Raw genomic sequence first — 23,782 nt, forward strand, 5'->3', positions numbered from 1 at the left:
AAATGGAAAAAACACTCGTACTCGTCAAACCCGACGGCGTCGCCAAAGGCCTGACCGGCGAAATCATCGCCCGCTTCGAGCGGCGCGGCCTCACCGTAGCCGCCCTCAAAATGCTCAAACTCTCCAAAACCAAAGCCGAAATCCACTACGCCGAACACAAAGAACGCCCCTTCTTCGGCGAACTTGTCGCCTTCATCACCTCCGCGCCCATCGTCGCCATGGTCATCAGCGGCGAAAACGCCGTCAAAGTCGTCCGTACCATGATGGGGCCCACCAACCCCGTCGACGCCGCTCCCGGCACCGTCCGCGGCGACTTCGCCCTCAGCATCGGCCAAAACATCATCCACGGCTCCGACAGCCCGGCCAGCGCCGCGCGCGAAATCGAAATCTACTTCACCCCCGACGAAATCGTCCAGTAACAGGGGGCACGAAATGAAAATTTACACCAAAACCGGCGACAAAGGCGAAACCTCGCTCTACAGCGGCGAACGCGTACCCAAAGACAGCCCGCGGGTCGAAGCCTACGGCACCATCGACGAACTCGACTCCGCCCTCGGCCTCGCCCGCGCCCTGTGCGCCAAAGAAGAAGTCCGCGCCGCCGTCTACGACCTCCAGAAACTCCTCTGGGCCGTCATGGCCGAAGTCGCCACAACAGGCGACCAGCCGCGCGTCACCGCCGCCGAAATAGCCGCCTTAGAGGCAACCATCGACAAATTCGACGCCGCCCTGCCGCCCCTCACCGCCTTCATCATCCCCGGCGACACCCCCGGCGGCGCGGCCCTCGACCTCGCCCGCACCGTTGCCCGGCGGGCCGAACGCCAGCTATGGCGGGTAGCCCGCGAGGAACCAGTCGGCGAACATATCCTTATCCTCGTAAACCGCCTGTCAGACCTGTGCTTTACCCTCGCCCGGGCGGAAATGGCCGGCAAACGGTGACCTAAAATGCCCATCTACGAATTCAAGTGCAATCAATGCAAAGCCAAATTCGAACAGCTCTGCCGCCACGACTGGCAGGGCGCCGTCTCCTGCCCGGCCTGCGGCGGCACAAACCTCGCCAAAGCCCTGTCCGCCTTCAGCTCGCCAGGCAGCGGCGGCGGCAAAAGCTGCGGCGGTTGCGCCGGCGGCAACTGCGCCACCTGCAAGTAGCGCCCGCAGGGCAGACAACGCGGTTGGAGCCTTATCGACAGCCGCGGCAAATAGTTGTCACAGGAACGCCCCCTACGTCATAAACTTATAGCGAGTATGTTGGGGAAGGGGCGAGGAGCAGTGAAGCTGAAAGTCTACTCAATGTCCGTGCCGCGGCCACTGCGGAGATTTTTGCGGATTTTTTGTAAAAATGGCTAAATACGGCAATACTAATAACCGCCTAAAGCAGGCGGTTATTCATTTCCTGCCTGCCTGCGACCGTCACCCGGCCATATTCTTTCCCAATCCAAAAGCAGGAATATTTGCATTTGACAGAGAATTAAGAGTACCGCATTTACTCGCGCCGCACTACCGTGTGGGACAGGAACTATACCAGCAGGGGGGACTTGATTTGAAAGAGTACAAAACCGACAAAATCCGGAATGTGGGCATCTTCGCTCATGGTGGCGCCGGCAAGACTTCACTCGCGGAAGCGCTCCTTTACAGCACCGGGGCTGTAAACCGTCTCGGCAAGGTAGACGACGGCACGGCCACCACCGACTTCGAGCCCGAGGAAGTCAAACGCAAAGTAACGATCAGCACCGGTCTGGCCCCTTGCGAATGGCGCGACCATAAAATAAATTTCCTCGACACGCCGGGTTACGCCGACTTCGTCGCCGAAGTCAAAGGCACGCTGCGGGCCGTAGACGCCGCGCTGATCGTCCTCTGCGCCGCCTCCGGGGTCGAGGTCGGGACCGAAAACGTCTGGAAATACGCCGAAGAAGACGGCGTGCCCCGCTTTGCCTTTATCAACAAAATGGACCGTGAAAACGCCGACTTCTACGCCACCCTCGACCAGATGAAAGAAAAATTCGGCAACAACATCTTCCCCATCCAGATACCCATCGGTGCCCAAGACAGCTTCAAAGGCATCATCGACCTCGTCAAAATGAAAGCCTACACCCCGGCCAACGCCCAGGGCACCCAGTACACCGAAGGCGCCATCCCCGCCGACCTCCAGGACAAAGCCGACGAAGCCAGGCTCGCCATGATCGAAGCGGCGGCCGAAGCCGACGACGACCTCCTCGCCAAATACCTCGAAGGCGAAGAACTCAGCGACGAAGAAATCCGCACCGGCCTTGTAAAAGGCGCGGCCCAGGGCAAATTCTGCCCTGTCCTGTGCGGCGCGGCCTATAAAAACATCGGCGCCCAGCAGCTCCTCGACGCCGTCATCGCCTACGCCCCCTCGCCGGAAAACACCGTCGCCAAAGGCCATCATCCCACCACCAAGGACCCCGTCGAACGCAAAACCGGCGACCCCTTCGCCGCCCTCGTCTTCAAAACGACCGCCGACCCCTTCGTCGGCCGTCTCAGCTACATCCGCGTCTTCTCCGGCCAGCTCAAGCCCGACTCCACCCTCTACAACGCCAGCCGCGAAAAAAGCGAGCGCATCGGCAACATCTTCACCATGCGCGGCAAAACCCAGGACACCCTCACCGTAGCCAACACCGGCGACATCGTCGTCGTTGCCAAGATGGCCGAGACCAAGACCGGCGACACAATCTGCGAAAAAGACAAACCCGTCATCTTCGAGCCCATCGCCTACCCCAAACCCATGTTCACCCTGGCCGTCGAAGCCAAAAACAAGGGCGACGAAGACAAAATCGGCAACGCCCTCGCCCGCATGGCTGACGAAGACCCCACCTTCACCCTCGAAAAGAACCTCGAAACCCACCAGCTCCTCGCCAGCGGCATAAGCGACATGCACATCGACGTCATCGCCGAGCGCATGAAACGTAAATTCGGCGTCGACGTCAAACTCAGCGACCCGCGCATCCCCTACCGCGAATCCATCCGTTCCAGCGTCAAAGTCGAATACAAACACAAAAAACAAAGCGGCGGCCACGGCCAATACGGCCACGTATGGCTCCAGCTCGACCCGCTGACCACCGGCGCCGGCTTCGAATTCGCCGAATCCATCTTCGGCGGCGCCGTCCCCCGCCAATATTTCCCGGCCGTCGAAAAAGGCGTCCGCGAAGCCATGGCCAACGGCATCATCGCCGGCTACCCCGTCACCGACATGAAAGTCACCCTCGTCGACGGCTCTTATCACGACGTCGACTCCTCGGAAATGGCCTTCAAAATCGCCGCCTCCGGCGCCATCAAAAAAGGCGCCCTCCAGGCCAAACCCATCCTCCTCGAGCCTGTCTACGGCGTCGAAGTCATCGTTCCCGAATCCTACATGGGCGACATCATTGGCGACTTCAACAGCCGCCGCGGCCGCATCCTCGGCATGGAGCCGATAGGCGGGGGCCTCGGCGTAGTCCGCGCCCAGGCGCCGCTCACCGAAGTCGTCCGCTACTCCATCGACCTCCGCTCCATGACCCAGGGGCGCGGCAAATTCGACATGTCCTTCGACCACTACGAAGAAGTCCCGCAGCGCATCGCCGAAGGCATCATCGCCGCCTACAAAAAAGACAAAGAAGACGAAGAATAACCAACGCAAAAACGCCGCCAATCACTGGCGGCGTTCTCTTTTCTTGTCGGGGCGGTTGAGTGACAACCACGTCAACTACCAGCGATGCCAGGGGCGATGCCGGTGATGATGCCAGGGCCGGTGCCAGTGCCCCCGGTAATAGCCATGGTGACCGCGGTACCACCAGTAATTGTGGCCGACGATGATAACCGTCCGGCTAGGAACGTAGCGCACCTGTTCGCTTTCCTGCTGCAGCGTGAACTTATAATCGCCGGGGTGCCAGCCATCCCGGCCGATAAATATCGCGGCCGGATCGGACTCGGCGCCGTCCAGCGACAAATTGAACGCCACATAACTGCCGCCGTCGATAAACATGTCGATAGCAGCCGTGTCGCCGAGATTGGTGAACTGGAAAGTTACCTTATCCCGATCGCCGCTCACCCGGAAAAAATCGTCGCCCCCCTTAGACTTCCCGAAAGTATCCCGGAACGCGCCGTCGGTGCGGATAGTGCCGCTGAACACATGCCTGCTCCCGTCGGTACTCGTCCGCAGATGCAAACCATCTCTATCCTGCCAGATAAAAAAGCCAGTATTGCGTCCCGGATCGAACGCCTCCGGCCTGTCCTCCAGATTGGGCGAATAAGCCGCCGCAAACCCTGTAAATCCGAGCGCCGCCAGCAGCACCAAAACAAAAACCGTCATCCGTTTCATCATATCCGCTCCCTTCAACAAATACAGAATATAACAATAATATGACAAGAATATGACAAAAACGCCCACCTGCGCTTGCCCTCAGGCAACGCAAAAACGCCGCCAGCATATCTGGCGGCGTCTCTTTTCTTTGGCAGGGGCGGCTGGATTCGAACCAACGCATGACGGAGTCAAAGTCCGTTGCCTTACCACTTGGCGACGCCCCTATATGAAGTTCCTTTAAATCCAATATACCACGGCAGTACGGTACGCCGCAACTCTTGCGGAGAACGCAGGCTGTGCGCCGGAGCTGCGGCTGAACGCGCCGTAAGGCTCGGGCCGACACAGCCGTACCGTCGCCAACGGACATCCGTGTCCGATGGCTCCTCGCCCGGCCGTCCATGGCCGGGCGTACGTTCGCGTTACCGGCTTCCTTCGCCAACGGCGCGGTAACAGCCTCCGCAACGGCGCATACGCCTGCGTTCTCCGCCGCCTCCGTCGCCACTGATTCAAGGTTATTTTGCTTACGATGTTCTCGTGAGGGTCTTATTCTTGGTTGGTCAGGGCGACAGGAATTAAACCTGCGGTCTCCGGCTCGACCCCAAGTGCACCATTTCCACCAAAAAGTTGAAATTATTGTATATTATAGGTACAAATAATATAATGAATTTGTTAAATAAAAGCAAATTATGCAATATAAAGGCGGTTGTTATGGTGAAATATGCTACACCTCGTATAATGGCAATTGACCTCGACAAAGATGCGATTACAAAACTAAAAGAAGATGGCTTCAACCTCTATAAGGGGACTTATGGATATAGGTATGAAACTGAAAAAAATGCAACCGTTGAATGTTTCCCAAACCACAAGTTGCAGCTATTGCATGAGATGGAGATCGCTATCGTCGATCTTAGTACACATAGTACAGGTCCTCAGACAATCCATGTAGGTAAAAGTCAGCAGGCAGAAAGAGAAGCCCTTATCTCTCCATATGGACAAAATTATTTTGATCCTACTTTTTTAGCAGCTAAATCTCATCAAGATTCGCTACAAAGTGTTCTTGATTCAGGAGGGGTAGTTATTGTTTTTGCTTCCCCCAAAAGAGAAGAAAAGTACTATACCGCGACTTATGAGAATGATTCGCGTGAGCGCGAATCTTCTTTTGAGATTTGTAATTATGAGTTTATAAACGAAAATATTTACATTAACGAATGCCTATTTGGAAAGGAAGTATACCCTGACGAGAAAGCTGACAGAAATAGGGAAATGGCGTCGTCGATTTCCGCTGGTTGTAACGACATTTCCTATGAATGTACATTCTATCTTGGAGATCAGGATATCTCTTTATTTAAAAACAAAGCAGGTAAAACAGTAGGTTTCTTACGGGTAAAGGATGTGAAAGGGAAACTCTGCCTGATGTTTGTCTTGCCACAATTTAGTGACAAGTACCGAGTTCTAAAGAATCTCTTTACTAATGTAATTCCCGATTTAAATCCAGATCTATTTCCTGACTTTGCCAAGAATAATTGGATGAACGATGATGAGTATCTTTTTCCAGAAGAAAAAGCGTTACTGTCTGAAAAAGCTCTAGTTGAAATGGAGTATAAGGATAAACTTGCTGGATACGAAAAACAAGTTGGCGATGTAAGGAGAAAATATGCGTTTTTATCTAACATTCTTTCAGTTGAAGGCTTCGACGATTACTTAGTCGATAATGTTGAAACAACATTGAATTATATAGGATATGAAAATGTCGTTAACATGGATACTGATAAGGAAAGGAAGGGAAACAAGCGAGAAGATTTACAAATCAGAGAAAAGGACAGACTGTCTATTATCGAGGTGAAGGGGCTAAAGAGCATTCCTTCAGAAAACGATTGTCGCGAAGTACAAAAATATGTAACTCGAGCTTTGAGAAGTGAAGACAGACCTCCAATTGTTCATGGTATTTTTATTGCTAACCACAAAAGGATATTACCTCCTTTAGAGAGAGATAATCCAGCTTTCACTCAGCCTCAAATTGAAGATGCTCTTGGAGAGAGATACACTCTTGTTTCGACCTGGGAACTGTTTCAAGCTACAAGACTACTACAAGAAGGGATACTGTCTTTTAACGATATCGACTTGGCGTTACATACTCCAGGCTTATTCCGGGCTATTCCTCCGTCCGCGACTTCAATAGGAAAAATTGAAGCACTTTACCAGGATACTGTTGCTTGTGTGATATTAGCCGCAGAACATATCAATAAAGGAGACGAACTGATAATAAAGAGCGGCAATGAATACTTCAAGCAAACGGTTAATGAAATGCGAGTTGATGACAAGCCTGTCAAGACAGCACAGCGAGGTGATAAGGTGTCAATCAAGATGAATCAGCCTATTAGAAAGTCAGCACAAATATACCTGAAATAGGAAAAGACCCTCACGATACGACTCGTGAGGGTCTTTACTTTCCATGGTCGGGGCGACAGGATTTGAACCTGCGACCTTTCGGTCCCGAACCGAACGCGCTACCAAACTGCGCTACGCCCCGTCATTCAACGTTTCTTAGTATACACCAAGGCGACGGAGAAAGTCAACTAGATACGCCTGGAAAGAAGGGACGAAAAATATAAAAAATATGGCCAATTGTTGGACAGGATTTTTCCTATTTTGGGCGAATGATTCAAATTACCACTCTAAAAGCGGGGGTCGATTGCATGAGGCGAACGAAAAAGGTTGTATTCACCGTGATAATTGCCCTGCTCATCGCCACTGCCGCCGCCCTGGCCGCGCCGTCCCCGCTTCTCAAACAGGGAATGAGCGGTGACGACATATACAAGCTTCAGATAAAATTGCTGGAGATCGGCTACTACGAAGACACCCCCGACGGCACATTCGGATCGCGGACCAAGGCCGCCGTCCAGGAATTCCAGCTCGACATCGGCATAGCCGCCGACGGCGTCGTTGGCCCCGCCACCCTGGCCGCCCTGCGCGACTACAAACCCGCCGCCGGACAGGCGAGCCGCGCCCCTGGCGACACCCGCAAGGGCCAGCAACTCGTCGCCTTCGCCAAACAATTCATCGGCGTCCCCTACGTCTGGGCCGGCCGTTCGCCGGGCGGCTTCGACTGCTCGGGCTTCATCTCTTACGTCTACGGCAATTTCGGCGTCCAACTGCCGCGGATGGCCGACGGCCAGTTCGAAGTCGGCGCCCCCGTCAGCCGCCGCGACCTAACATACGGCGACCTCGTCTTCTTCAGCACCTACGAACCCGGCCCGTCTCACGTCGGCATCTACATCGGCGGCGGCAAATTCATCCACGCCAGCTCCGGCGCCGCCGAAGTCGTCATAACCCCGATGGGCAAGCAGTATTATCTCGAACGTTATCTCGGCGCAAGACGCGTAATTAGATAGGCAATACCAAAACCGGGGTAATCCCCCGGTTTTTTTGTCGTCCATTTTCTGCACAGCATTTTTAGAAGGCCGAATAGGGTGGGGGAGGGCTATTTCTATTCATCCATTACCACGAAACTAAGCGTCGGCTCCAGCCACACCTCGAACGTCCGCTGCCAGGGCAGGCGGCTCTTCACCGTCAGCCCGTTCACCACATACCGCTTCCCGTCGGCGCTCGGCACCGGCAAAGACCGTCCCGCCAGCCCCTCGCGCAGCAACGCATTGGCCCGATCGGCCATCAGGCCGCTTATCCAGCCGTCGACCCGCGGCAGGTGTCCGCCGAGATTATAAGGATCGACCTTGAACTTCTTCAGCCGGCCGTTCACATACGGCTGGACATCCTTCTGATAATACCAGTCGTCCAGCATCCGGCTCGTCAGAAACTCCAGCTGGTGCTTATACAGCGCCAGCGATGCTTTCTCCTGGCCCTCGCGCTCCAGCGCCGCGGTGAAAATCGCCGCCTGGGTCACCGCCGTCCCCACCGAATTGCTCGTCGTGTTCCAGCCCGCATATGCGGCCAACCGCGTCAGATCGACACCTTCCTTAATGAGGTGGGGCAGCAGCGTCTCCTCGGCAAAGAAATGCTCGCTGAGATCCACCACCGCCACGCGGTGGCCGGCCGCCATCAGCTCGCCGACGGAGCGGGCGGCCGACGCCAGCAGCCCCGGGCCCGTCCTGGCGGTGCCGACATGGACGTAAAGAACGAAATCGGCATCTTCCGCCCGAAGGGCCGGCACGCCGCCGATCAGGCCGACCTTCTCGGCGATTGTGCGCGCCACCGAATGCGGCATATACGGCATCACCATCCCCGGCGCCCCCGCATGGGAATACTGCACAAATACCCGCGGCCGGTACGCGGCCGACAGCGACGCCACCCGTCCCAGCAGCGTCAGCGCCACCTCGTCCGTCCCGCGCGTTATAAACACCCGCTCCGCCAGAACGGGACGATGGCTGACATAATAATTCAGGCGGCTCTTCAGCATATTCGGCAGCCCGAAGGGGAAGCCGTCGTCCTGGCCGATCACCAGCCCGGACAGCACGCCCTCCTCGGCCATCGCCACCAGGCGGAAATTAAGCTGCGTGTTGGCCTCGTACAACGAAAGATAACGGTTGACCACCGCCGGCGGAATCTGGGCCGACACCCGCGCCAGCTTATCCCTGTCCAGCGGGTTCTCGAACGTCAGCACCACGTCCTTGAGGACCGAATACTCCAGCATCTTTTTCTGATAGCGGGCCGAATCGGCATTGTCGGCGACCAGCAGGCGGGGAATAATACTGAAAGCATAAATCTTCAGCCGCGGGTTTTGCCTGTGCAGTTGCGCCAGCGCCCCTAAAGTCGCCTCGGCGTCGGCCGCCGTGCCTTCGCCCAGCCGCGATGCCAGCAGCCCCCCGTGCAGCAGCATATCCACCGACACGATCGCCGCGTCGGCGGTCGGCGCCTTGTCGCGCAGCCAGTCGCGCAGGCCGGCGCGGTCAGCCGGTGTACGGTACTTGTCCAACAGCTCCGGCGGCGGCAGCACGAGGCGGATGCCGGCCAGCCTTGCCAACTGCTCCACGAACTGCGTGCACGGCGGACGGCTGTCGAGCGGCACCAGCAGCACCGTCATAGCGACTGGCGCCGACGCGGGCAGGACCACCGGCTGCGCGGTGCGGATATGGCCGAAATTGAACTGCAGCGCCGCCGCCGCGGCGGCAGCCGCCAGGATAATCGTCAGGCAGCACAGGAAACGTCTGAACATAAATCACCTCAGAACATGCTTAGCCTACAAGGATTTCGACCCCGTCGTCCGAAATCCTGTAAACGCGGGAATTTCTCACGGGAACTTGACAGAAGCTATCAATATTTTGTATAAATGTGGTAAGATATAAAAGATGAATGGTAACAAAAAATGCGGATAATCACCGGAACCGCCAAAGGGCTCAAACTCAAAACCCCTCGCGGCCAAGACGTCAGGCCCACCACCGACCGGGTAAAAGAATCGCTGTTCGCCATCCTGGCCGACCGCGTCGCGGGTGCGGCCGTAGCCGATCTTTTCGCCGGCACCGGCAACCTCGGTCTCGAAGCCCTCAGCCGGGGTGCGGCCGCCGCCGTCTTCGTCGACGCCAGCCCCGCCAGCATCGCCCTCATCCGCGACAACGCCGCCAAGGCCAGGCTTGCCGAGCGGGCCGAAATCCACCGCAAGGACGCCCTCGCCGCCGTCGGGCACTTCGCGCGCTCAGGCCGCACCTTCGACCTCATCTTCTGCGACCCGCCCTACAACAAGGGCCTGGCCGCAGCCATCATAGAGAAACTCGACGCCGGCAACATCCTCAGGCCAGGTGGCGTCGCCATAATCGAACACTCGCGCCACGAGCCTCTGCCAGCCGGACTGGTCAACCTCACAGTCAGCCGCACCGAACGCTACGGGGAAACATTGCTCACATTTCTCGAACACACCACCTGAATGGAGGGCTCAGCAGTGCGTATCGCAGTATGCCCCGGCAGTTTCGACCCAGTGACTAACGGCCACCTCGACATCTTCGCCAGGGCCAGCAGCATCTTTGACAAAATCGTCGTCGCCGTATTCCACAACCCCAACAAAAAGCCGTTCTTCACCATGGAAGAGCGCGTCGAAATGCTGCGGGTAGCCACCGCCCACATCCCCAACGTGCAAGTCGACTGCTTTTCCGGACTGGTCTACGAATACGTGCGTCGCCAGAACTCAACCATCATCGTCCGCGGCCTCAGAGCCCTGTCAGACTTCGAATACGAATTCCAACGCGCGCTGCTCATTAAAAAAATTGACCCCCAGATGGAAACAGTATTCATGATGACCACCGCCGACTACTCCTTCGTCAGCTCAACCGGCGTCAAAGAACTTGCCAGATTCGGCGGCGACATCGCCGGGCTTGTCCCGGACGCCGTAGCGGCGAAGATTATCGAGCGGCTTAACCAGGACTGAACCCCAAGGCAGGGGAGGAGGAGAATGGCATGACAGTAGAAGAGATCTTGGAAGAAATGGAAGGCTTACTCCTGGAAGCGTCGCGGGTGCCCTTCACCAACAAACGGGTCATCGACGAAGACGACCTCGGCCGCCTGATCGACGAACTCAGAGAAGTGCTGCCCGGCGAACTGATGGAAGCCAACCGCATCATCAGCGAACGGCAGCGCATCATGGAAGACGCCCAGAAAGAAGCCCAGGGAATCGTCGACCAGGGGAAAAACTACATCCACCGTCTCACCGACGAAAACGCCATAGCCCGCCAGGCCCAGGAACAGGCCAACGAAATCCTCCAGCAGGCCCAAAAAGAATCGCGCGACCTGCGTAGCGATGCCGTGGCCTACGCCGACGACGTCTTCTCCTACCTCGAAGAAAACCTCGTCAAAGCGCTCGAAGTAGTTCGCCAGAGTCACGGCAAGATTCACCAGGCCAAAAAGGACTAGCCGCCCCCAGGGCGACAGCCAGAACGATAACACACTTCGGGAGCCGCGCGCTCCCTATTTTTTTATCAGCACCCGCACCCCGCGGCCGACGTGACACGCCAGCGACAGCGCCACCAACAGCGCCGTGAACAGCAGCGCCACATACCCCATCTGCTCGAAGCGGGTCAGCCAGAACACCGGCGACCAGCCTCCCCCCGGCATCACCGCCACCGGCACACTGAGCGCCGCCGGCATAACTCCCCCCGCGTCCATCATCAGCAGCGTGATTAACGCCGCCAGCACGGCGTGCAGCGCTCGGCCGAAAATATACGGCGTAATCCTGATACCCGACTCGATAACGATACTGGCCACCTGACCGTGGACCGACAACCCGCTCCAGGCGATGATCGCCCCGGCCACCGCCACCTTCTCCACCAACGGGGCGTCGGCCTGGCTCGCTGCCATCGTGCCGATATCGATCTCGAAAAAACCGCTCACCAGCGACGGAGCAAGATTAGTGCTGAAGCCCACGGAGCTCAGCACCCAGGCGAACGCCGCCTCCAGGACGCCCGTCACCCCCATCACCGACACGATCCGCAGAAATACCGAAAAAACGATAATAAACCCGCCGATTAAGAGAATAGTATTCATCGAAGACTTCACCGCGTCGCCCAAAAGCTGCCCCATCGACCGTTTATCCTCCTGCCTGGCGCCATACAAAGCCCTAAACGCGCGGAGCACGATATTGCCGGGCGGCGTCGCCGCGTCGGGAGAATGCCGGTCGCGACCGCGGGCATGGAAACGGAAAACAATGCCCACGAGAAAACTCGACAAATAGTGCGCCAGCGCGATCGTCGCCCCCAGCTCAGGCATCGCGAACATCCCTACAGCCACCGCCCCGAACATAAACAGCGGATCGGCCGTATTCGTGAACGACAGCAGCCGTTCAGCCTCAACAGCCGTACACAGCTGATTCTTGCGGAACTTGCTCGTAATCACCGCATCCATCGGATACCCCGACGCCAGCCCCATGCTCAGCGCGAAAGCCCCGACCCCCGGCACGTTGAACACCGGGCGCATCAGCGGTTCCAGCAGCACGCCGATAAAATGCACCACCCCGAGCCCCATGAGAATCTCCGACAAAATAAAAAAAGGCAACAAAGCGGGGAAAACGACGTTCCACCACAGATTCAGCCCCATAATCGCCGAATCGAAAGCGTCTTTGGGGTACTGCACCATAGCCACAGTCACGAAAACCGTGGCGAAAGCCATAAAAAACGTCAGCAAGCGGGAACGGTAACGCCGCCCTTTTCCCCACAAGCCCATGCGAACCCTCCTCCTCAACCCCGGCGTCTGCTAATATATATATTGGGGCGGGAGAGGTAATATACCCCGACACACAGCCGTAGACAGGAGGCACACATGACCCGACCGACCATCGGCCTCGCCCTGGGCTCAGGCGGCCTGAGAGGCTTGGCCCACATCGGCGTCCTCAAAGTCCTCGAGCGCGAAGAAATTCCCGTAAACTACATAGCCGGCTGCAGTATCGGCAGCCTCATAGGCTCCCTCTACGCCGCCGGCCTGGACAGCGAAACAATATTCAAACTGGCGAAAAACCTCAAGCGCCGGCATTGGATCGACTTCGTCATCCCCAAAATGGGCCTCGTCTCCGGAGACCGGACCCTCGAAACAGTACAGCTCCTCACCCAGCGCAAACACTTCGAACAACTCGCCATCCCCCTTGCCGTCGTCGCCGCCGACCTCAACACCGGCCAGGAAGTCATCTTCCGCACCGGCGAAGTGGCCCACGCCGTCAGAGCAAGCATATCCGTTCCCGGCGTCTTTGTCCCATACAACTACGACGGGCGGCTCCTCGTCGACGGCGCCGTCGTCAACCCCACCCCCATGGACATCGTCCACGACATGGGCGCCGACATCGTCATCGCCGTCGACCTAGTACCCACCGGCGACGTCGCCGCCTTCGCCAACATCTTCGACGTCATAATCCAGACCATCGACATCGTCGAGCGGCAGCTCTTCAAACAGCGCGAACACTACTGCGACCTGCTCGTCAAGCCCGACGTCGGCCACATCTCCCCCAGCTCCTTCGACAGCCTCGACGAATGCGTCGACCTTGGCGCCAAAGCCATGGAAGCCGGCTTGCCCCAGCTCAGACAACTCCTGGCGGACAAACAACATACAGCGGCGACTGGCGGAAATCCCGCCCCCCGCGCCGCCACTCCGGAATAGGCATCCCCAGACTGTAAACATCCGTCGCCAGCGAATCCAGAGCCAGCATCCCCTGCAGCGGCGTCAGCTCCGACCCGTAAAGCTCGCGGCCATGGAGAAAATGCGTCGTCTTCGTCACCACCGGCACAGTTGCCCGCCGCGCCACCGTCCGCAGCAAGCTACGTCCGCGCTCGCCGAACGCCAGCACCCGTGCGTACAGCGGCCCGCTCTCATCCCAGGCCGCCACCTCCGCCCGGCGGGTCAGCAGCAGCGCGTGCACCATCATCCTCTGCAAACGGGTCAAAGAATACCGCTTACTCTTGAGGATCGACCAAAGCTCCTCCAGGCTGCCCGCGCCACCGGCCGCCTTCAGCTTAAACTCCAGGCCCTCGGAAACATCGGGAAGCTCAGCCAGCTCGGCCACACTCGCCCGGCGCAGCGCCGCCAGCAAAACCAGCGCCAGATCGCCCCACGCCACCGGGCCGCGGCCCGCCGCCAGGCAGCGTTCGGCCACCTCCCGGCAAGCGACAGGCAAGGCCCCATAGGCCTCCTCCGACCGGCCGCCCAGCAGCGCCCAGCGGACCGCCGTCGCGCTCGCGATCTCCCCGGCCACAACCCGGTCGTGATAATGCGCCGCGCGGCGGGCGACAGGGCAGGGGACAATAGCAGGCGCGTAGCGCCCGATAGCGCGCAAATACTCCACCGCCAGAATATTGTTCGGCGAAGCCACCATCGCCGGCGGCAGACCGCTGGCGGCGGCCAGCGAGCGCCCCAACGCCGCCGCATACGTCTCGCCCGCATCCAGCCGCTCGCGCATCACCGTCCGCACCGCCTCATCATCAATCGCCGCCGCCAGGCGCCGCAGCGCCCCGAGATCAGGATGCTCCGCCCCGAAGCTAAGCCTGTCCACCACCCCGAGAGAAGCGAGGAGGCGGACCGCGCCGGCCGCAAAAAACTGGGCGCTGCGCACCGCGAACGCCGCCGGCAGCTCCAGCACCACATCCACGCCCCCGAGCACCGCCATCTCCGCGCGGGTCCACTTATCGAACAGCGCCGGCTCGCCGCGCTGCACGAAATTGCCGCTCATCACCGCCACAATCGCCGCATCGCCGGCCTGGCGGCGCGTCTCCTCCACATGAAAGCGATGCCCGTTGTGGAACGGATTATACTCAGCCACAATACCGACCGCGCGCATACCCGGACACCTCCGAAAACATCGTAATTGCCACAGCCTTCGCCCTGCGGCGCGCCAAATCCTTCCACCAGGACAATACATATTTTTGATAATAGTTTCACAAAAAGGCAGGGAAAATAATACTGGTGTCGAAGAAACTAACTGAATATGTAGTCTGGTGGTCAGACCAGATATGACGAAACAGCACTGGAGGAATTGTCATGATAATCCTAGTGGTCAATTGCGGAAGCTCGTCGATCAAATACCAGCTTTTCAACATGGCCGACGAGTCGGTATTGGCCAAGGGCTTGGTAGAGCGCATCGGACTGGAAGGTGCACTTTTGACCCATCAGCCCGCCGGCAAAGAAAAAGTAGTCCTTACCGCTGACATCAAAAACCACAGCATCGGCATCAAAATGGTCCTCGAAGCCCTCACCAATCCCGCCCACGGCGTTCTCAAAAGCATGTCCGAAATCAACGCCATCGGCCACCGTGTCGTCCACGGCGCCGAAAAATTCGCCGACTCCGTCCTCATCACCCCCCAAGTCATGGACGCCCTCGAAGAATGCATCGACCTGGCCCCCCTCCACAACCCGCCCAACATCCTCGGCATCAACGCCTGCACCGAACTCATGCCGAAAACTCCCCAGGTCGGCGTCTTCGACACCGCCTTCCACCAAACCATGCCCAAACACGCCTTCCTCTACGGATTGCCCTACGAAGCCTACGAAAAATACGGCGTCCGCCGCTACGGCTTCCACGGCACCTCGCACCGCTTCGTCTCCCAGAAGGCCGGCGAAATGATGGGCGAGCACATGACAAACCTGCGGATCATCACCTGCCACCTCGGCAACGGCGCCAGCCTTGCCGCCGTCAAAAACGGCAAATCCGTAGACACCAGCATGGGCTTCACCCCCCTCGAAGGCCTCGTCATGGGCACGCGCTGCGGCGAAATCGACCCGGCGATCATCACCTACCTCATGAAAAAAGAAGGCCTGACCCCCGACCAAATCGACACCTACCTCAACAAAAAATCCGGCGTCCTCGGCCTCTCCGGCATCTCCAGCGACTTCAGGGACATCGAGGAAGCCGCCAACGAAGGCAACGAGCGGGCCCAACTGGCCCTCGACGTCTTCGCCTATAAAGTCCGCAAATACATCGGCGGCTACGCCGCCGCCATGGGCGGCGTCGACGCCATCGTCTTCACCGCCGGCCTCGGCGAAAACTCCATCTCCATGCGCGACAAGATCTGCCTCGGCCTCGAATACCTCGGCACCCGCATCGACCCCGTCAAAAACAACATCCGCGGCAAAGCCGCCGAAATCAGCGTCGACGGTGCCAAAGTCAAAATATTCGTCATCCCCACCAATGAAGAGTTGGTTATTGCCAAAGACACAGAGCAAATCTGCGCCAACCTGGTTTAAGTTACCAAACATAGTGGCCGTTGATAAGCCCCCATCTGCGTTGTTGTTCCTGCGGGCGCTTGCTAGCGTACGTCGAGTACGCGTCGCTCGCGTCCTCGGAGCCGCCTAGCATCTGGGGGCTTCTGAACGGCCTGCAAAATGAAACTACCGAAGAGAAACAGGATAGGGGAGGGGAGACCCTCCTCTTTTCATCCTAATCTATAATGAAGAAAACCCGTTTTCTTCCCCTCGAAAATACGTTGTCCAGCGGCGAAAACGGCCGGCGACGGGAATAATAACCGATAACAAGCCGATTTCTTGACAAACCCCGGTCCTATCGCTATAATTAATGAGGGTTAGGGTGGAAAATGATGAAAATAAACATCGCGCAGCTTCGACAAGCGATTGGCGCCAGCCAATCATTTAGTTTTCATACCCCCGTCGAAGACCTTGCCGGCGCAGCCGGCGAACTCTGGCTTACCGGCCGGATCGAAGTCACCGGGGAAGCAGTCAACACCGGCCGCCTGCTCGCCGTCTCAGGCGTCATCAAAGGCGCCGGCGGGTTAAACTGCAACCGCTGCCTGGCCGACTTCACCCGCGAAGCGGTCATCCCCTTCAGCGAAACCTTTCGCGAAGCAGGCTCCGCCGCCACCGACCCGGACGCGCTCGTCTACCAAGGCGACGAAATCGACATCGCCGAAATAGTGCGCGAAGCTATCATCGTCGCCGAGCCCCTCAAAGCGCTCTGCGACGCAGAATGCCGCGGCCTGTGCCCCACCTGCGGCGTAAACCGCAACGAAACGCCCTGCGACTGCGTCACCACCAGCATCGACCCGCGTCTCGCGGCGCTGGAAAAATTACTACCGAAAAAATAGCGCATCCCAAAACGATGCAAAGACACGAACGGCGGCCCTTTAGCCCGCCCGCAAGGAGGTGGATACGGACCATGGCAGTACCCAAGCGCAAAATGTCCAAAGCCCGTCGCGACAAGCGCCGCGCCAACTGGAAACTCACCGCTCCCGGCTACGTCGAGTGCCCCCAGTGCCATCAGATGAAAATGCCGCACCGCGTGTGCCCCGAATGCGGTTACTACAAAGGCAAGGAAGTAGTCAAAGTCGCCGAGTAACCCCCGCATAAAAAGGTTCCGAATGAGCAAGATAAAAGGCAAAATGCCATTTTTATCTTGCTTTGTTTTTTTCTTGCAAAACACAAAAACCCTCGCTATACTAGTAATAGGTTATAATACTTGCTGATAAAAAAGGTGATAATGTGACACGCCCCGAGAAAAAGCTCAGGCATGAAGCCCTGCTGGAAAAACTGCAAACCAGCCCCTTTATGACCGACGAAGCGCTGTCGGAAGCGATGGGGGTCAGTGTCCAGACCATCAGGCTTGACCGCCTGGCGCTCGGCATACCCGAGCTGAGGGAAAGGACCAAACAGATGGCCGAGGCGGCGCGCACCAAGCTCAAAGCCATCGGCACCGGTGACGTCATCGGCGAACTCGTCGACCTTGAGCTCGGCCGGTCCGGCATCTCCGTCATGACCGTCGGCGACAGCATGGTCATGGAAAAAACCCATGTCGCGGGCGGCCACTACATCTTCGCCCAGGCCAACTCCCTCGCCCTTGCCGTCCTCGACGCGCCGGCGGCCGTCACCGGCGTCGCCAACATCAAGTACAAAATCCCCGTAGCATCAGGCGAAAAGCTCATCGCCAAAGCCGAAGTCGTCAAAAAAAGAGGCAATAAATATTTTGTTTGGGTAAAGACTAGGAACGAAAAACAGGAAGTATTCCGCTCAAAATTCATAATGGTCTCACTAGACAATGAGGGGAGATAAAATGAAGGTTGCCATTGATGCAATGGGTGGGGACTTTGCACCAGAGGAAATCGTTCGCGGCGCCATCGACGCCGCCCGTGAATACCGCTGCCAAATCGTCCTTGTAGGCGACGAAGCGAAGCTAATCCCCCTGCTCGACAACGCCGGCAACTGGCGGGACATCGGCATAAGCGTCCACCACGCCAGCCAGGTCATCGAAATGACCGACCATCCGGGCGCCGCCGTCCGCAAAAAGAAAGACGCCTCGGTAGTAGTAGCCACCCGTCTCGTCAAACAAGGCGAATGCGACGTCGTCATATCGGCCGGTAGCACCGGTGCGGCCGTAGCCGCCGCCCACTTCGGCCTCGGCCGCATAGCGGGCATCGAACGCCCGACCATCGCCACGCCCATGCCCAACCTCTCAGGCACCACCGTCCTTCTGGACTCCGGCGCCAACACCGACTCCAAACCCAAGCACCTCCTCCAGAGCGCCGTCATGGGCTCCATATACGCCGAATACGTCCTCGGCATCAAAAAACCCCGCGTCGGCCTCCTCAACATCGGCGAAGAAGAAACCAAGGGCAACGACCAAGCCCTCGCCACATACCCGCTCCTGCAGCACGCCAAAACACTCAACTTCATCGGCAACGTCGAAGGGCGCGACATACCCAAAGGCGGCGTCGACGTAGTCGTCTGCGACGGCTTCGTCGGCAACATCGTCCTCAAATTCGGCGAAGGACTGGCCAGCGCCATCCTTCAGCTCGTCAAAGACGCCATCAAAAACGCCGGATTCCTGGCCAAAGCGGCCTCGCTCCTCGTTCTCCCGGCCCTGCGCGGCCTCAAGAAAAAACTCGACTACGCCGAATACGGCGGCGCGCCGCTGCTCGGCGTCGACGGCGGATTCATAATCTGCCACGGCAGCTCCAAAGCCAAAGCCATAAAAAACGCCGTGCGGGTCGCCAAAGAATTCGCCGAAAAGAAAGTAGTCGAACACATCCGCGAAAACATTGCGAAGGAGGGCAATATCGCCAATGAAGACTGAAATGGGAGTAGGAATACTTGGCCTGGGAACCTATGTGCCGGAAAGAATACTGACAAATAAAGACCTCGAAAAAATGGTCGACACCTCCGACGAATGGATCGTCGAACGCACCGGCATCCGCGAACGGCGCATCGCCGCACCCGATCAGGCCACCTCCGACCTTGCTACCATTGCGGCCGAGCGGGCCCTGGCCGAAGCCAAAACCAGCCCCGACGAAATCGAACTCATCATTGCCTGTACCGCCACCCCCGATATGTTCTTCCCCTCGGTCGCCTGCCTCGTCCAGGCCAACCTGCGAGCTACGGGTGCCGCAGCCTTCGACCTGGCCGCAGGCTGCTCCGGCTTCATGTACGGCCTGGCCACCGGCGCCCAGTTCATAAAAACCGGCCTTTATAAAAAAATCCTCGTCATCGGCGCGGAAACCCTCAGCCGCATCATGGACTACACCGACCGCAACACCTGCGTCCTCTTCGGCGACGGCGCCGCCGCCGTCGTCCTCGGCGAATGCCAGCCCGGCTGCGGCGTCATCGGCATCAACATCGGCGCCGACGGCGCCGGCGGCGACCTCCTCAAGCTGCCTGCCGGCGGCTCCCGCCTGCCCGCAACCGCCGAAACCGTCGCCAACCGCCAGCACTTCGTTCATATGAACGGCAACGAGGTATTTAAATGGGCCGTCAAAGCAGTTGGCGAATCGGCCTTCAAGGCGCTGGAATCGGCCGGCGTCGACGCCAGCCAGATCGATTGGCTCATTCCTCATCAGGCCAACATCCGCATCATCCAATCGGCCGCCAAACGCCTTAAGATGCCGATGGATAAAGTCATCGTCAACATCGACCGCTACGGCAATACCTCGGCCGCTTCCATCGGCATCGCCTTGCGCGAGGCGATCGACGACGGCCGCATCAAAGAAGGCGACATCATCGTGGCCGTCGGCTTCGGCGCCGGCCTGACCTACGCCTCCTGCGTCATAAAGTGGTGCAAGGAGGATAAAACTATTGCTTAAAAGCAGGCTCTGCGAGCTACTGCGCATCGAATACCCCATCCTGCAGGGAGGCATGGCCTGGGTAGCAACCGCCGAACTTGCCGCCGCCGTCTCGAATGCCGGCGGGCTCGGCCTCATCGGCGCCGGCCACATGCCCCCCGAACCCCTGCGCGCGGAGATCCGCAAAGCCAAGGCGCTTACCTCCAAACCCTTCGGCGTCAACATCATGCTCATGTCGCCGTTTGTCAGAGAAGTAATGCAGGTCATGCTTGACGAAAAAATCCCCGTCATTACCACCGGGGCCGGCAACCCAGCCGAATACATCGGCGCTCTCAAAGAAAACGGCACCCGCGTCATCCCCGTCGTCGCCTCGGTAGCCCTCGCCCGCAGACTTGAGCGCACCGGCGTCGACGCCGTCATCGCCGAAGGCCTGGAGAGCGGCGGCCATGTCGGCGAAGTAACCACCATGACCCTCGTCCCCCAGGTCGCCGACGCCGTAAAACTGCCCGTCATCGCCGCCGGCGGCATAGGCGACGCCCGCGGCGTCATCGCCGCTTTCGCCCTCGGGGCCGAAGGCGTCCAGATCGGCACCCGCTTCGTCGCCTCACAGGAATGTACCGCTCACCCCGACTACAAAGCAGTCGTCATCAGGGCCAAAGAACGCTCCACCGTCGTCACCGGCCTCTCCGGCGGCCACCCCGTGCGCGTCCTCGACAACAAGCTCGCCAAAGAATTCGCCGCCCTCGACCGGCGCGGCGCCCCCATAGAAGAATTCGACCGCCTCGGCGCCGGCAAGCTCAAAGCCGCCGCCGTAGACGGCGACATCGAGAACGGCTCGGTCATGATCGGCCAGGTAGCCGGCATGATAACCGAAATCAAACCCGTCGCCGCCATCATCGACGAAATCATCGGCGACATCCCGCGCGTGCTCGCCGGTCTCAACCGGCTGTAAACCATACCAAACCCACCGGCAAAGGGGGACACAAACAATGACGAAAACGGCCTTTGTCTTTCCCGGCCAAGGCTCCCAGACCGTAGGCATGGGCAAAGACCTCCACGACCTATACCCCGTGGCCCGCGCCACCTTCGCGGAAGCCGACGCCGCCCTCGGCTTCTCCATCACCGACCTCTGCTTCGGCGGCCCCGAAGAAGAACTGCGCAAAACCTTCAACACCCAGCCAGCCATCCTCACCGTCAGCGTCGCCTGCCACCGTGTCCTCGCCGAAAAAGGCCTCGCCCCGGCCATCGTCGCCGGCCACAGCCTCGGCGAATACTCGGCCCTCGTCGCCGCCGGCGCCCTCAGCTTTCCCGACGCCGTCCGCCTCGTCCGCAAACGCGGCCAATTCATGCAGGAAGCCGTACCCCTGGGCGAAGGAAGCATGGCCGCCGTCCTCGGCCTAGAGCGCCACGAAATCATCGCCATCTGCCAAAAAACCGAACAGCAGACCGGCCCCGTCCAGGCCGTCAACTTCAACTGCCCCGGCCAGGTAGTCATCGCCGGCGCCGCCGCTGCCGTCGACGCAGCCGGCGAAGCCCTCAAACAGGCCGGCGCCAAACGGGTCATTCCACTGCCGGTCAGCGCCCCCTTCCACAGCACCCTCATGAAACCGGCCGCCGAAAAACTCGCCGCCGAACTCGACAAAATAACCGTCGCCGACGCCGCCATCCCCGTCGTCGCCAACGTCGACGGCCGCATAGTCACAAAAAGCGACGCCATCAAAGCCTCGCTCGTCCGCCAGGCGGCCAGCCCCGTCCTGTGGGAAGACTGCGTTGCCGCCATCGCCGCCTTCGGTTCCGCCATATTCGTCGAAGTCGGTCCAGGCAAGGTACTTACCGGTTTTACCAAGAAGATTGCCAAGGACGCCGTCACCTTGAATGTCGAAGATGACGCATCCCTGCAAAAAACCCTTGATTATTTCAAGGAGGTTCGCTAAAATGCTTTTAGATGGGAAAGTGGCAATTGTAACCGGCGCTTCCAGAGGCATAGGACGGGCCACCGCCCTCAGGCTCGCTCAGGAAGGCGCAAAAGTAGTCGTTAACTACGCCGGCAACCTCGCCGCCGCCGAAAAAACGGTCGACGACATCAAACAAGCCGGCGGCGACGCCATCCTCTTCCAGGCCGACGTGGCCGACCCCCAGGCTGCCGGCGAACTCGTCAAAGCAGCCACCGCCGCCTTCGGGCGCATCGACATCCTCGTCAACAACGCCGGCATCACCCGCGACAACCTCCTCGTCTTCATGAAAGAAGACGACTGGGACGCCGTCATGAACACCAACCTCAAAGGCGTGTTCAACTGCACAAAAGCCGTCGCCAAAACCATGATCAAACAACGCGCCGGCAGAATCATCAACCTGACCTCGGTCGTCGGCATCATGGGCAACGCCGGCCAGACCAACTACGCCGCCGCCAAGGCCGGCGTCATCGGCTTCACCAAATCGGCGGCCAAAGAACTCGCCGCCAGAGGCATAACCGTCAACGCCGTCGCCCCCGGATACATAACCACCGACATGTCGGCAGCCATCCCCGAGCAGGCCAAAGCCGACCTTGCCCAGAAGATACCGCTCAGTCGCCTGGGTAAGCCGGAAGATGTCGCGGACGCCGTGTTATTTTTGGCATCCGAAGCGGCAAACTATATTACCGGCCAAACAATAAACGTTGACGGCGGCATGGTAATGTAACCTGACTACCCAGGATGTTCCGGAAGGAGGTGAACAATATGACGACTTTTGACAAAGTAAAAGAAATCGTTGTCGAACAACTCGGCGTAGACGAAGCCGACGTTACTATGGATTCCACCTTTATCGACGACCTGGGTGCGGATTCGCTCGATATCGTCGAGCTGATCATGGCCTTTGAAGAGGAATTCAACATCGAGATTCCCGACGAAGCCGCCGAAAAAATCAAGACGGTTAGAGACGCTGTGGAGTACATAGACAAGGAAAAGCAGGGTTAAAAAATTACCTAAAAGAAGAAAGTCCCGTGGAATATGTTTCGCGGGACTTTCTTGAGGGTAATTGTCCGGCGAATGGAGGAGTTGTTTCTTGAAACTTCCTGAACTAAGGATAGGGAACCTGGTTGCGCGCGTGCCCATCATCCAAGGCGGCATGGCCATCAGGATATCCACAGCCCGGCTGGCGGCCGCCGTAGGCGAAGCGGGCGGCATCGGCCTCATCGCAGCATCCGGCATGACACTGGACGAACTGCGCTACGAAATCCGTCTCGCCCGGTCGCTCACCCCCAAAGGACTCATCGGCATCAACGCCATGGTCGCAGCGAGGGTATTTCCCGACCTTGTCCGCACAGCCATCGAAGAAGGCATCGACGTCGTCGTCGCCGGCGCCGGCTTTTCCCGTGACATGTTCGGTATCGGCAAAGAAACCGGCACACCCATCGTCCCGATCGTCTCCAGCGCCAAACTGGCCAAAATATCCGAATCGCTCGGCGCCTCGGCCGTCGTCGTAGAAGGCAAAGAAGCCGGCGGGCACCTCGGCACCGACCGTTCCATGAAAGAAATCGTCCCCGAAGTCAGGGCCGCCGTCAAAATACCCGTCATCGCCGCCGGTGGCATCATCCACGGCAGCGACATCGTCGAAGCGCTCAAGCTCGGCGCAAACGGCGTGCAGATGGGCACCCGCTTCATGGCCAGCGAAGAATCCAACGCCGCCCCCGCCCTTAAGGAATTCTACCTCAAAGCCAAACCGGAAGACGTCGTCCTCATCAAAAGTCCGGTCGGTCTGCCCGGGCGGGCCGTAAAAAACCCCTATGCCGAGAAAATACTTGAAGGTACAGTCGCCGTTCCAGACTCCTGCGACGCATGCCTCAAACACTGCGAACGCAACTTCTGCATCATCAAAGCCCTTATCAGGGCCCAGCAAGGTGATACGGAAACAGGTCTGGTATTTACCGGCGAGTACATTCATAAAATAGACGCCATTCTGCCTGTCAAAGAAATATTCGCCCGCCTTCTCAAAGAAGCCGAAGATACTAATGACTAACGTGAGGTGAAAC

The 23,782-nt window shown here is 58.5% G+C and carries 25 protein-coding genes and 2 tRNA genes; 21 read left to right on the forward strand and 6 right to left on the reverse strand.

The features are described 5' to 3' along the window. Positions 1-2: 2 nt before the first annotated feature. The 4 genes from ndk to fusA all read left to right on the forward strand — a co-directional run bounded on the left by ndk (position 3) and on the right by fusA (position 3,622). Complete coding sequence (ndk, locus tag RIN56_01115; GenBank protein ID MDR7865381.1) at positions 3-419, forward strand: nucleoside-diphosphate kinase; 417 nt, start codon at positions 3-5, stop codon at positions 417-419. A 13-nt stretch (positions 420-432) separates the two neighbouring features. Further along, positions 433-936, forward strand: coding sequence for a cob(I)yrinic acid a,c-diamide adenosyltransferase (locus tag RIN56_01120; protein MDR7865382.1), 504 nt, complete (start codon positions 433-435; stop codon positions 934-936). Positions 937-942: 6 nt separating this feature from the next. Then, positions 943-1,146, forward strand: a complete 204-nt coding sequence (locus tag RIN56_01125; GenBank protein MDR7865383.1) for a zinc ribbon domain-containing protein — start codon at positions 943-945, stop codon at positions 1,144-1,146. A 391-nt stretch (positions 1,147-1,537) separates the two neighbouring features. Next, positions 1,538-3,622, forward strand: a complete 2,085-nt coding sequence (fusA, locus tag RIN56_01130; protein MDR7865384.1) for an elongation factor G — start codon at positions 1,538-1,540, stop codon at positions 3,620-3,622. A gap of 75 nt (positions 3,623-3,697) precedes the next feature. Here the strand turns inward: fusA and RIN56_01135 are convergent, their stop codons facing one another. Then, positions 3,698-4,315, reverse strand: coding sequence for a hypothetical protein (locus tag RIN56_01135; protein ID MDR7865385.1), 618 nt, complete (start codon positions 4,313-4,315; stop codon positions 3,698-3,700). A 128-nt stretch (positions 4,316-4,443) separates the two neighbouring features. Next, positions 4,444-4,518: transfer RNA gene (locus RIN56_01140), tRNA-Gln, on the reverse strand. Positions 4,519-5,029: 511 nt separating this feature from the next. Here RIN56_01140 and RIN56_01145 point away from each other — a divergent pair. Continuing rightward, positions 5,030-6,703 (forward strand): hypothetical protein, encoded by a 1,674-nt coding sequence (locus tag RIN56_01145; protein MDR7865386.1) that lies wholly within the window; start codon positions 5,030-5,032, stop codon positions 6,701-6,703. 44 nt (positions 6,704-6,747) lie between these two features. Here RIN56_01145 and RIN56_01150 read toward each other — a convergent pair. Then, positions 6,748-6,824, reverse strand: a tRNA-Pro gene (locus tag RIN56_01150). A gap of 166 nt (positions 6,825-6,990) precedes the next feature. Here RIN56_01150 and RIN56_01155 point away from each other — a divergent pair. After that, entirely contained in the window at positions 6,991-7,686 is a 696-nt protein-coding gene (locus RIN56_01155; GenBank protein ID MDR7865387.1) for an NlpC/P60 family protein, read from the forward strand. A 95-nt stretch (positions 7,687-7,781) separates the two neighbouring features. On the opposite strand, the gene RIN56_01160 is transcribed toward RIN56_01155, so the two are convergent. Next, the gene (locus RIN56_01160; GenBank protein MDR7865388.1) at positions 7,782-9,464 is read right to left on the reverse strand and encodes a DUF4127 family protein; all 1,683 of its coding nucleotides are present in this window, start codon (positions 9,462-9,464) and stop codon (positions 7,782-7,784) included. A 150-nt stretch (positions 9,465-9,614) separates the two neighbouring features. Here RIN56_01160 and rsmD point away from each other — a divergent pair, with 150 nt between their 5' ends. From rsmD to RIN56_01175, 3 genes are read left to right on the forward strand one after another with little or no spacing between them, the layout of a single operon-like run. Next, on the forward strand, positions 9,615-10,169 hold the full coding sequence (gene rsmD, locus RIN56_01165; protein ID MDR7865389.1) for a 16S rRNA (guanine(966)-N(2))-methyltransferase RsmD: 555 nt from the start codon (positions 9,615-9,617) through the stop codon (positions 10,167-10,169). 15 nt (positions 10,170-10,184) lie between these two features. Further along, positions 10,185-10,667, forward strand: a complete 483-nt coding sequence (coaD, locus tag RIN56_01170) for a pantetheine-phosphate adenylyltransferase (protein MDR7865390.1) — start codon at positions 10,185-10,187, stop codon at positions 10,665-10,667. A gap of 29 nt (positions 10,668-10,696) precedes the next feature. Then, positions 10,697-11,149: an HrpE/YscL family type III secretion apparatus protein gene (locus tag RIN56_01175; protein MDR7865391.1), complete on the forward strand. Its 453-nt coding sequence runs from the start codon at positions 10,697-10,699 to the stop codon at positions 11,147-11,149. Between the two features lie 54 nt (positions 11,150-11,203). Here the strand turns inward: RIN56_01175 and ylbJ are convergent, their stop codons facing one another. Further along, positions 11,204-12,454, reverse strand: a complete 1,251-nt coding sequence (ylbJ, locus tag RIN56_01180; GenBank protein MDR7865392.1) for a sporulation integral membrane protein YlbJ — start codon at positions 12,452-12,454, stop codon at positions 11,204-11,206. 96 nt (positions 12,455-12,550) lie between these two features. On the opposite strand from ylbJ, the gene RIN56_01185 reads away from it, so the two are divergent. Beyond that, complete coding sequence (locus tag RIN56_01185) at positions 12,551-13,378, forward strand: patatin-like phospholipase family protein (GenBank protein MDR7865393.1); 828 nt, start codon at positions 12,551-12,553, stop codon at positions 13,376-13,378. On the opposite strand, the gene RIN56_01190 is transcribed toward RIN56_01185, so the two are convergent. Continuing rightward, the gene (locus tag RIN56_01190) at positions 13,299-14,552 is read right to left on the reverse strand and encodes a nucleotidyltransferase family protein (GenBank protein MDR7865394.1); all 1,254 of its coding nucleotides are present in this window, start codon (positions 14,550-14,552) and stop codon (positions 13,299-13,301) included. The genes RIN56_01185 and RIN56_01190 overlap by 80 nt on opposite strands. A gap of 200 nt (positions 14,553-14,752) precedes the next feature. Between RIN56_01190 and RIN56_01195 the strand changes: the two genes are divergently transcribed. The 11 genes from RIN56_01195 to RIN56_01245 all read left to right on the forward strand — a co-directional run bounded on the left by RIN56_01195 (position 14,753) and on the right by RIN56_01245 (position 23,769). Beyond that, positions 14,753-15,955 (forward strand): acetate kinase, encoded by a 1,203-nt coding sequence (locus RIN56_01195; protein ID MDR7865395.1) that lies wholly within the window; start codon positions 14,753-14,755, stop codon positions 15,953-15,955. 350 nt (positions 15,956-16,305) lie between these two features. Continuing rightward, entirely contained in the window at positions 16,306-16,809 is a 504-nt protein-coding gene (locus RIN56_01200) for a DUF177 domain-containing protein (GenBank protein ID MDR7865396.1), read from the forward strand. 71 nt (positions 16,810-16,880) lie between these two features. Further along, the gene (rpmF, locus tag RIN56_01205) at positions 16,881-17,060 is read left to right on the forward strand and encodes a 50S ribosomal protein L32 (protein ID MDR7865397.1); all 180 of its coding nucleotides are present in this window, start codon (positions 16,881-16,883) and stop codon (positions 17,058-17,060) included. Positions 17,061-17,203: 143 nt separating this feature from the next. Beyond that, positions 17,204-17,770 carry a transcription factor FapR gene (gene fapR, locus RIN56_01210; GenBank protein MDR7865398.1) on the forward strand — a complete coding sequence of 189 codons (567 nt, stop codon included), beginning with the start codon at positions 17,204-17,206 and terminating at the stop codon, positions 17,768-17,770. A gap of 1 nt (position 17,771) precedes the next feature. Next, complete coding sequence (plsX, locus tag RIN56_01215) at positions 17,772-18,791, forward strand: phosphate acyltransferase PlsX (GenBank protein MDR7865399.1); 1,020 nt, start codon at positions 17,772-17,774, stop codon at positions 18,789-18,791. Continuing rightward, entirely contained in the window at positions 18,781-19,794 is a 1,014-nt protein-coding gene (locus RIN56_01220) for a beta-ketoacyl-ACP synthase III (protein MDR7865400.1), read from the forward strand. Before plsX ends, RIN56_01220 begins: the two co-directional genes overlap by 11 nt. Further along, positions 19,787-20,725 carry an enoyl-[acyl-carrier-protein] reductase FabK gene (gene fabK / locus RIN56_01225; protein MDR7865401.1) on the forward strand — a complete coding sequence of 313 codons (939 nt, stop codon included), beginning with the start codon at positions 19,787-19,789 and terminating at the stop codon, positions 20,723-20,725. Before RIN56_01220 ends, fabK begins: the two co-directional genes overlap by 8 nt. Before the next feature lie 37 nt (positions 20,726-20,762). Continuing rightward, positions 20,763-21,707, forward strand: a complete 945-nt coding sequence (gene fabD, locus RIN56_01230) for an ACP S-malonyltransferase (protein MDR7865402.1) — start codon at positions 20,763-20,765, stop codon at positions 21,705-21,707. A 1-nt stretch (position 21,708) separates the two neighbouring features. After that, on the forward strand, positions 21,709-22,452 hold the full coding sequence (gene fabG / locus RIN56_01235; GenBank protein ID MDR7865403.1) for a 3-oxoacyl-[acyl-carrier-protein] reductase: 744 nt from the start codon (positions 21,709-21,711) through the stop codon (positions 22,450-22,452). Between the two features lie 38 nt (positions 22,453-22,490). Next, the gene (locus RIN56_01240) at positions 22,491-22,727 is read left to right on the forward strand and encodes an acyl carrier protein (protein ID MDR7865404.1); all 237 of its coding nucleotides are present in this window, start codon (positions 22,491-22,493) and stop codon (positions 22,725-22,727) included. Between the two features lie 88 nt (positions 22,728-22,815). Further along, a complete protein-coding gene (locus RIN56_01245) occupies positions 22,816-23,769 on the forward strand; it encodes a nitronate monooxygenase (GenBank protein ID MDR7865405.1) in 954 nt (317 codons plus the stop codon). Positions 23,770-23,782 lie beyond the last annotated feature (13 nt).

This window comes from Sporomusaceae bacterium (assembly GCA_031460455.1).
Taxonomy (GTDB): domain Bacteria; phylum Bacillota; class Negativicutes; order Sporomusales; family UBA7701; genus Anaeroselena.

Excerpts from the sequence above, each read along its gene's own strand:
- ndk (MDR7865381.1), top strand. The coding sequence starts at position 3 with ATGGAAAAAACACTCGTACTCGTCAAACCCGACGGCGTCGCCAAAGGC.
- RIN56_01120 (MDR7865382.1), top strand. The coding sequence starts at position 433 with ATGAAAATTTACACCAAAACCGGCGACAAAGGCGAAACCTCGCTCTAC.
- RIN56_01125 (MDR7865383.1), top strand. The coding sequence starts at position 943 with ATGCCCATCTACGAATTCAAGTGCAATCAATGCAAAGCCAAATTCGAA.
- RIN56_01135 (MDR7865385.1), bottom strand. The coding sequence starts at position 4,315 with ATGATGAAACGGATGACGGTTTTTGTTTTGGTGCTGCTGGCGGCGCTC.
- RIN56_01145 (MDR7865386.1), top strand. The coding sequence starts at position 5,030 with ATGGCAATTGACCTCGACAAAGATGCGATTACAAAACTAAAAGAAGAT.
- RIN56_01155 (MDR7865387.1), top strand. The coding sequence starts at position 6,991 with ATGAGGCGAACGAAAAAGGTTGTATTCACCGTGATAATTGCCCTGCTC.
- RIN56_01160 (MDR7865388.1), bottom strand. The coding sequence starts at position 9,464 with ATGTTCAGACGTTTCCTGTGCTGCCTGACGATTATCCTGGCGGCTGCC.
- rsmD (MDR7865389.1), top strand. The coding sequence starts at position 9,615 with ATGCGGATAATCACCGGAACCGCCAAAGGGCTCAAACTCAAAACCCCT.
- RIN56_01175 (MDR7865391.1), top strand. The coding sequence starts at position 10,697 with ATGACAGTAGAAGAGATCTTGGAAGAAATGGAAGGCTTACTCCTGGAA.
- ylbJ (MDR7865392.1), bottom strand. The coding sequence starts at position 12,454 with ATGGGCTTGTGGGGAAAAGGGCGGCGTTACCGTTCCCGCTTGCTGACG.
- RIN56_01185 (MDR7865393.1), top strand. The coding sequence starts at position 12,551 with ATGACCCGACCGACCATCGGCCTCGCCCTGGGCTCAGGCGGCCTGAGA.
- RIN56_01190 (MDR7865394.1), bottom strand. The coding sequence starts at position 14,552 with ATGCGCGCGGTCGGTATTGTGGCTGAGTATAATCCGTTCCACAACGGG.
- RIN56_01195 (MDR7865395.1), top strand. The coding sequence starts at position 14,753 with ATGATAATCCTAGTGGTCAATTGCGGAAGCTCGTCGATCAAATACCAG.
- RIN56_01200 (MDR7865396.1), top strand. The coding sequence starts at position 16,306 with ATGAAAATAAACATCGCGCAGCTTCGACAAGCGATTGGCGCCAGCCAA.
- rpmF (MDR7865397.1), top strand. The coding sequence starts at position 16,881 with ATGGCAGTACCCAAGCGCAAAATGTCCAAAGCCCGTCGCGACAAGCGC.
- plsX (MDR7865399.1), top strand. The coding sequence starts at position 17,772 with ATGAAGGTTGCCATTGATGCAATGGGTGGGGACTTTGCACCAGAGGAA.
- RIN56_01220 (MDR7865400.1), top strand. The coding sequence starts at position 18,781 with ATGAAGACTGAAATGGGAGTAGGAATACTTGGCCTGGGAACCTATGTG.
- fabD (MDR7865402.1), top strand. The coding sequence starts at position 20,763 with ATGACGAAAACGGCCTTTGTCTTTCCCGGCCAAGGCTCCCAGACCGTA.
- fabG (MDR7865403.1), top strand. The coding sequence starts at position 21,709 with ATGCTTTTAGATGGGAAAGTGGCAATTGTAACCGGCGCTTCCAGAGGC.
- RIN56_01240 (MDR7865404.1), top strand. The coding sequence starts at position 22,491 with ATGACGACTTTTGACAAAGTAAAAGAAATCGTTGTCGAACAACTCGGC.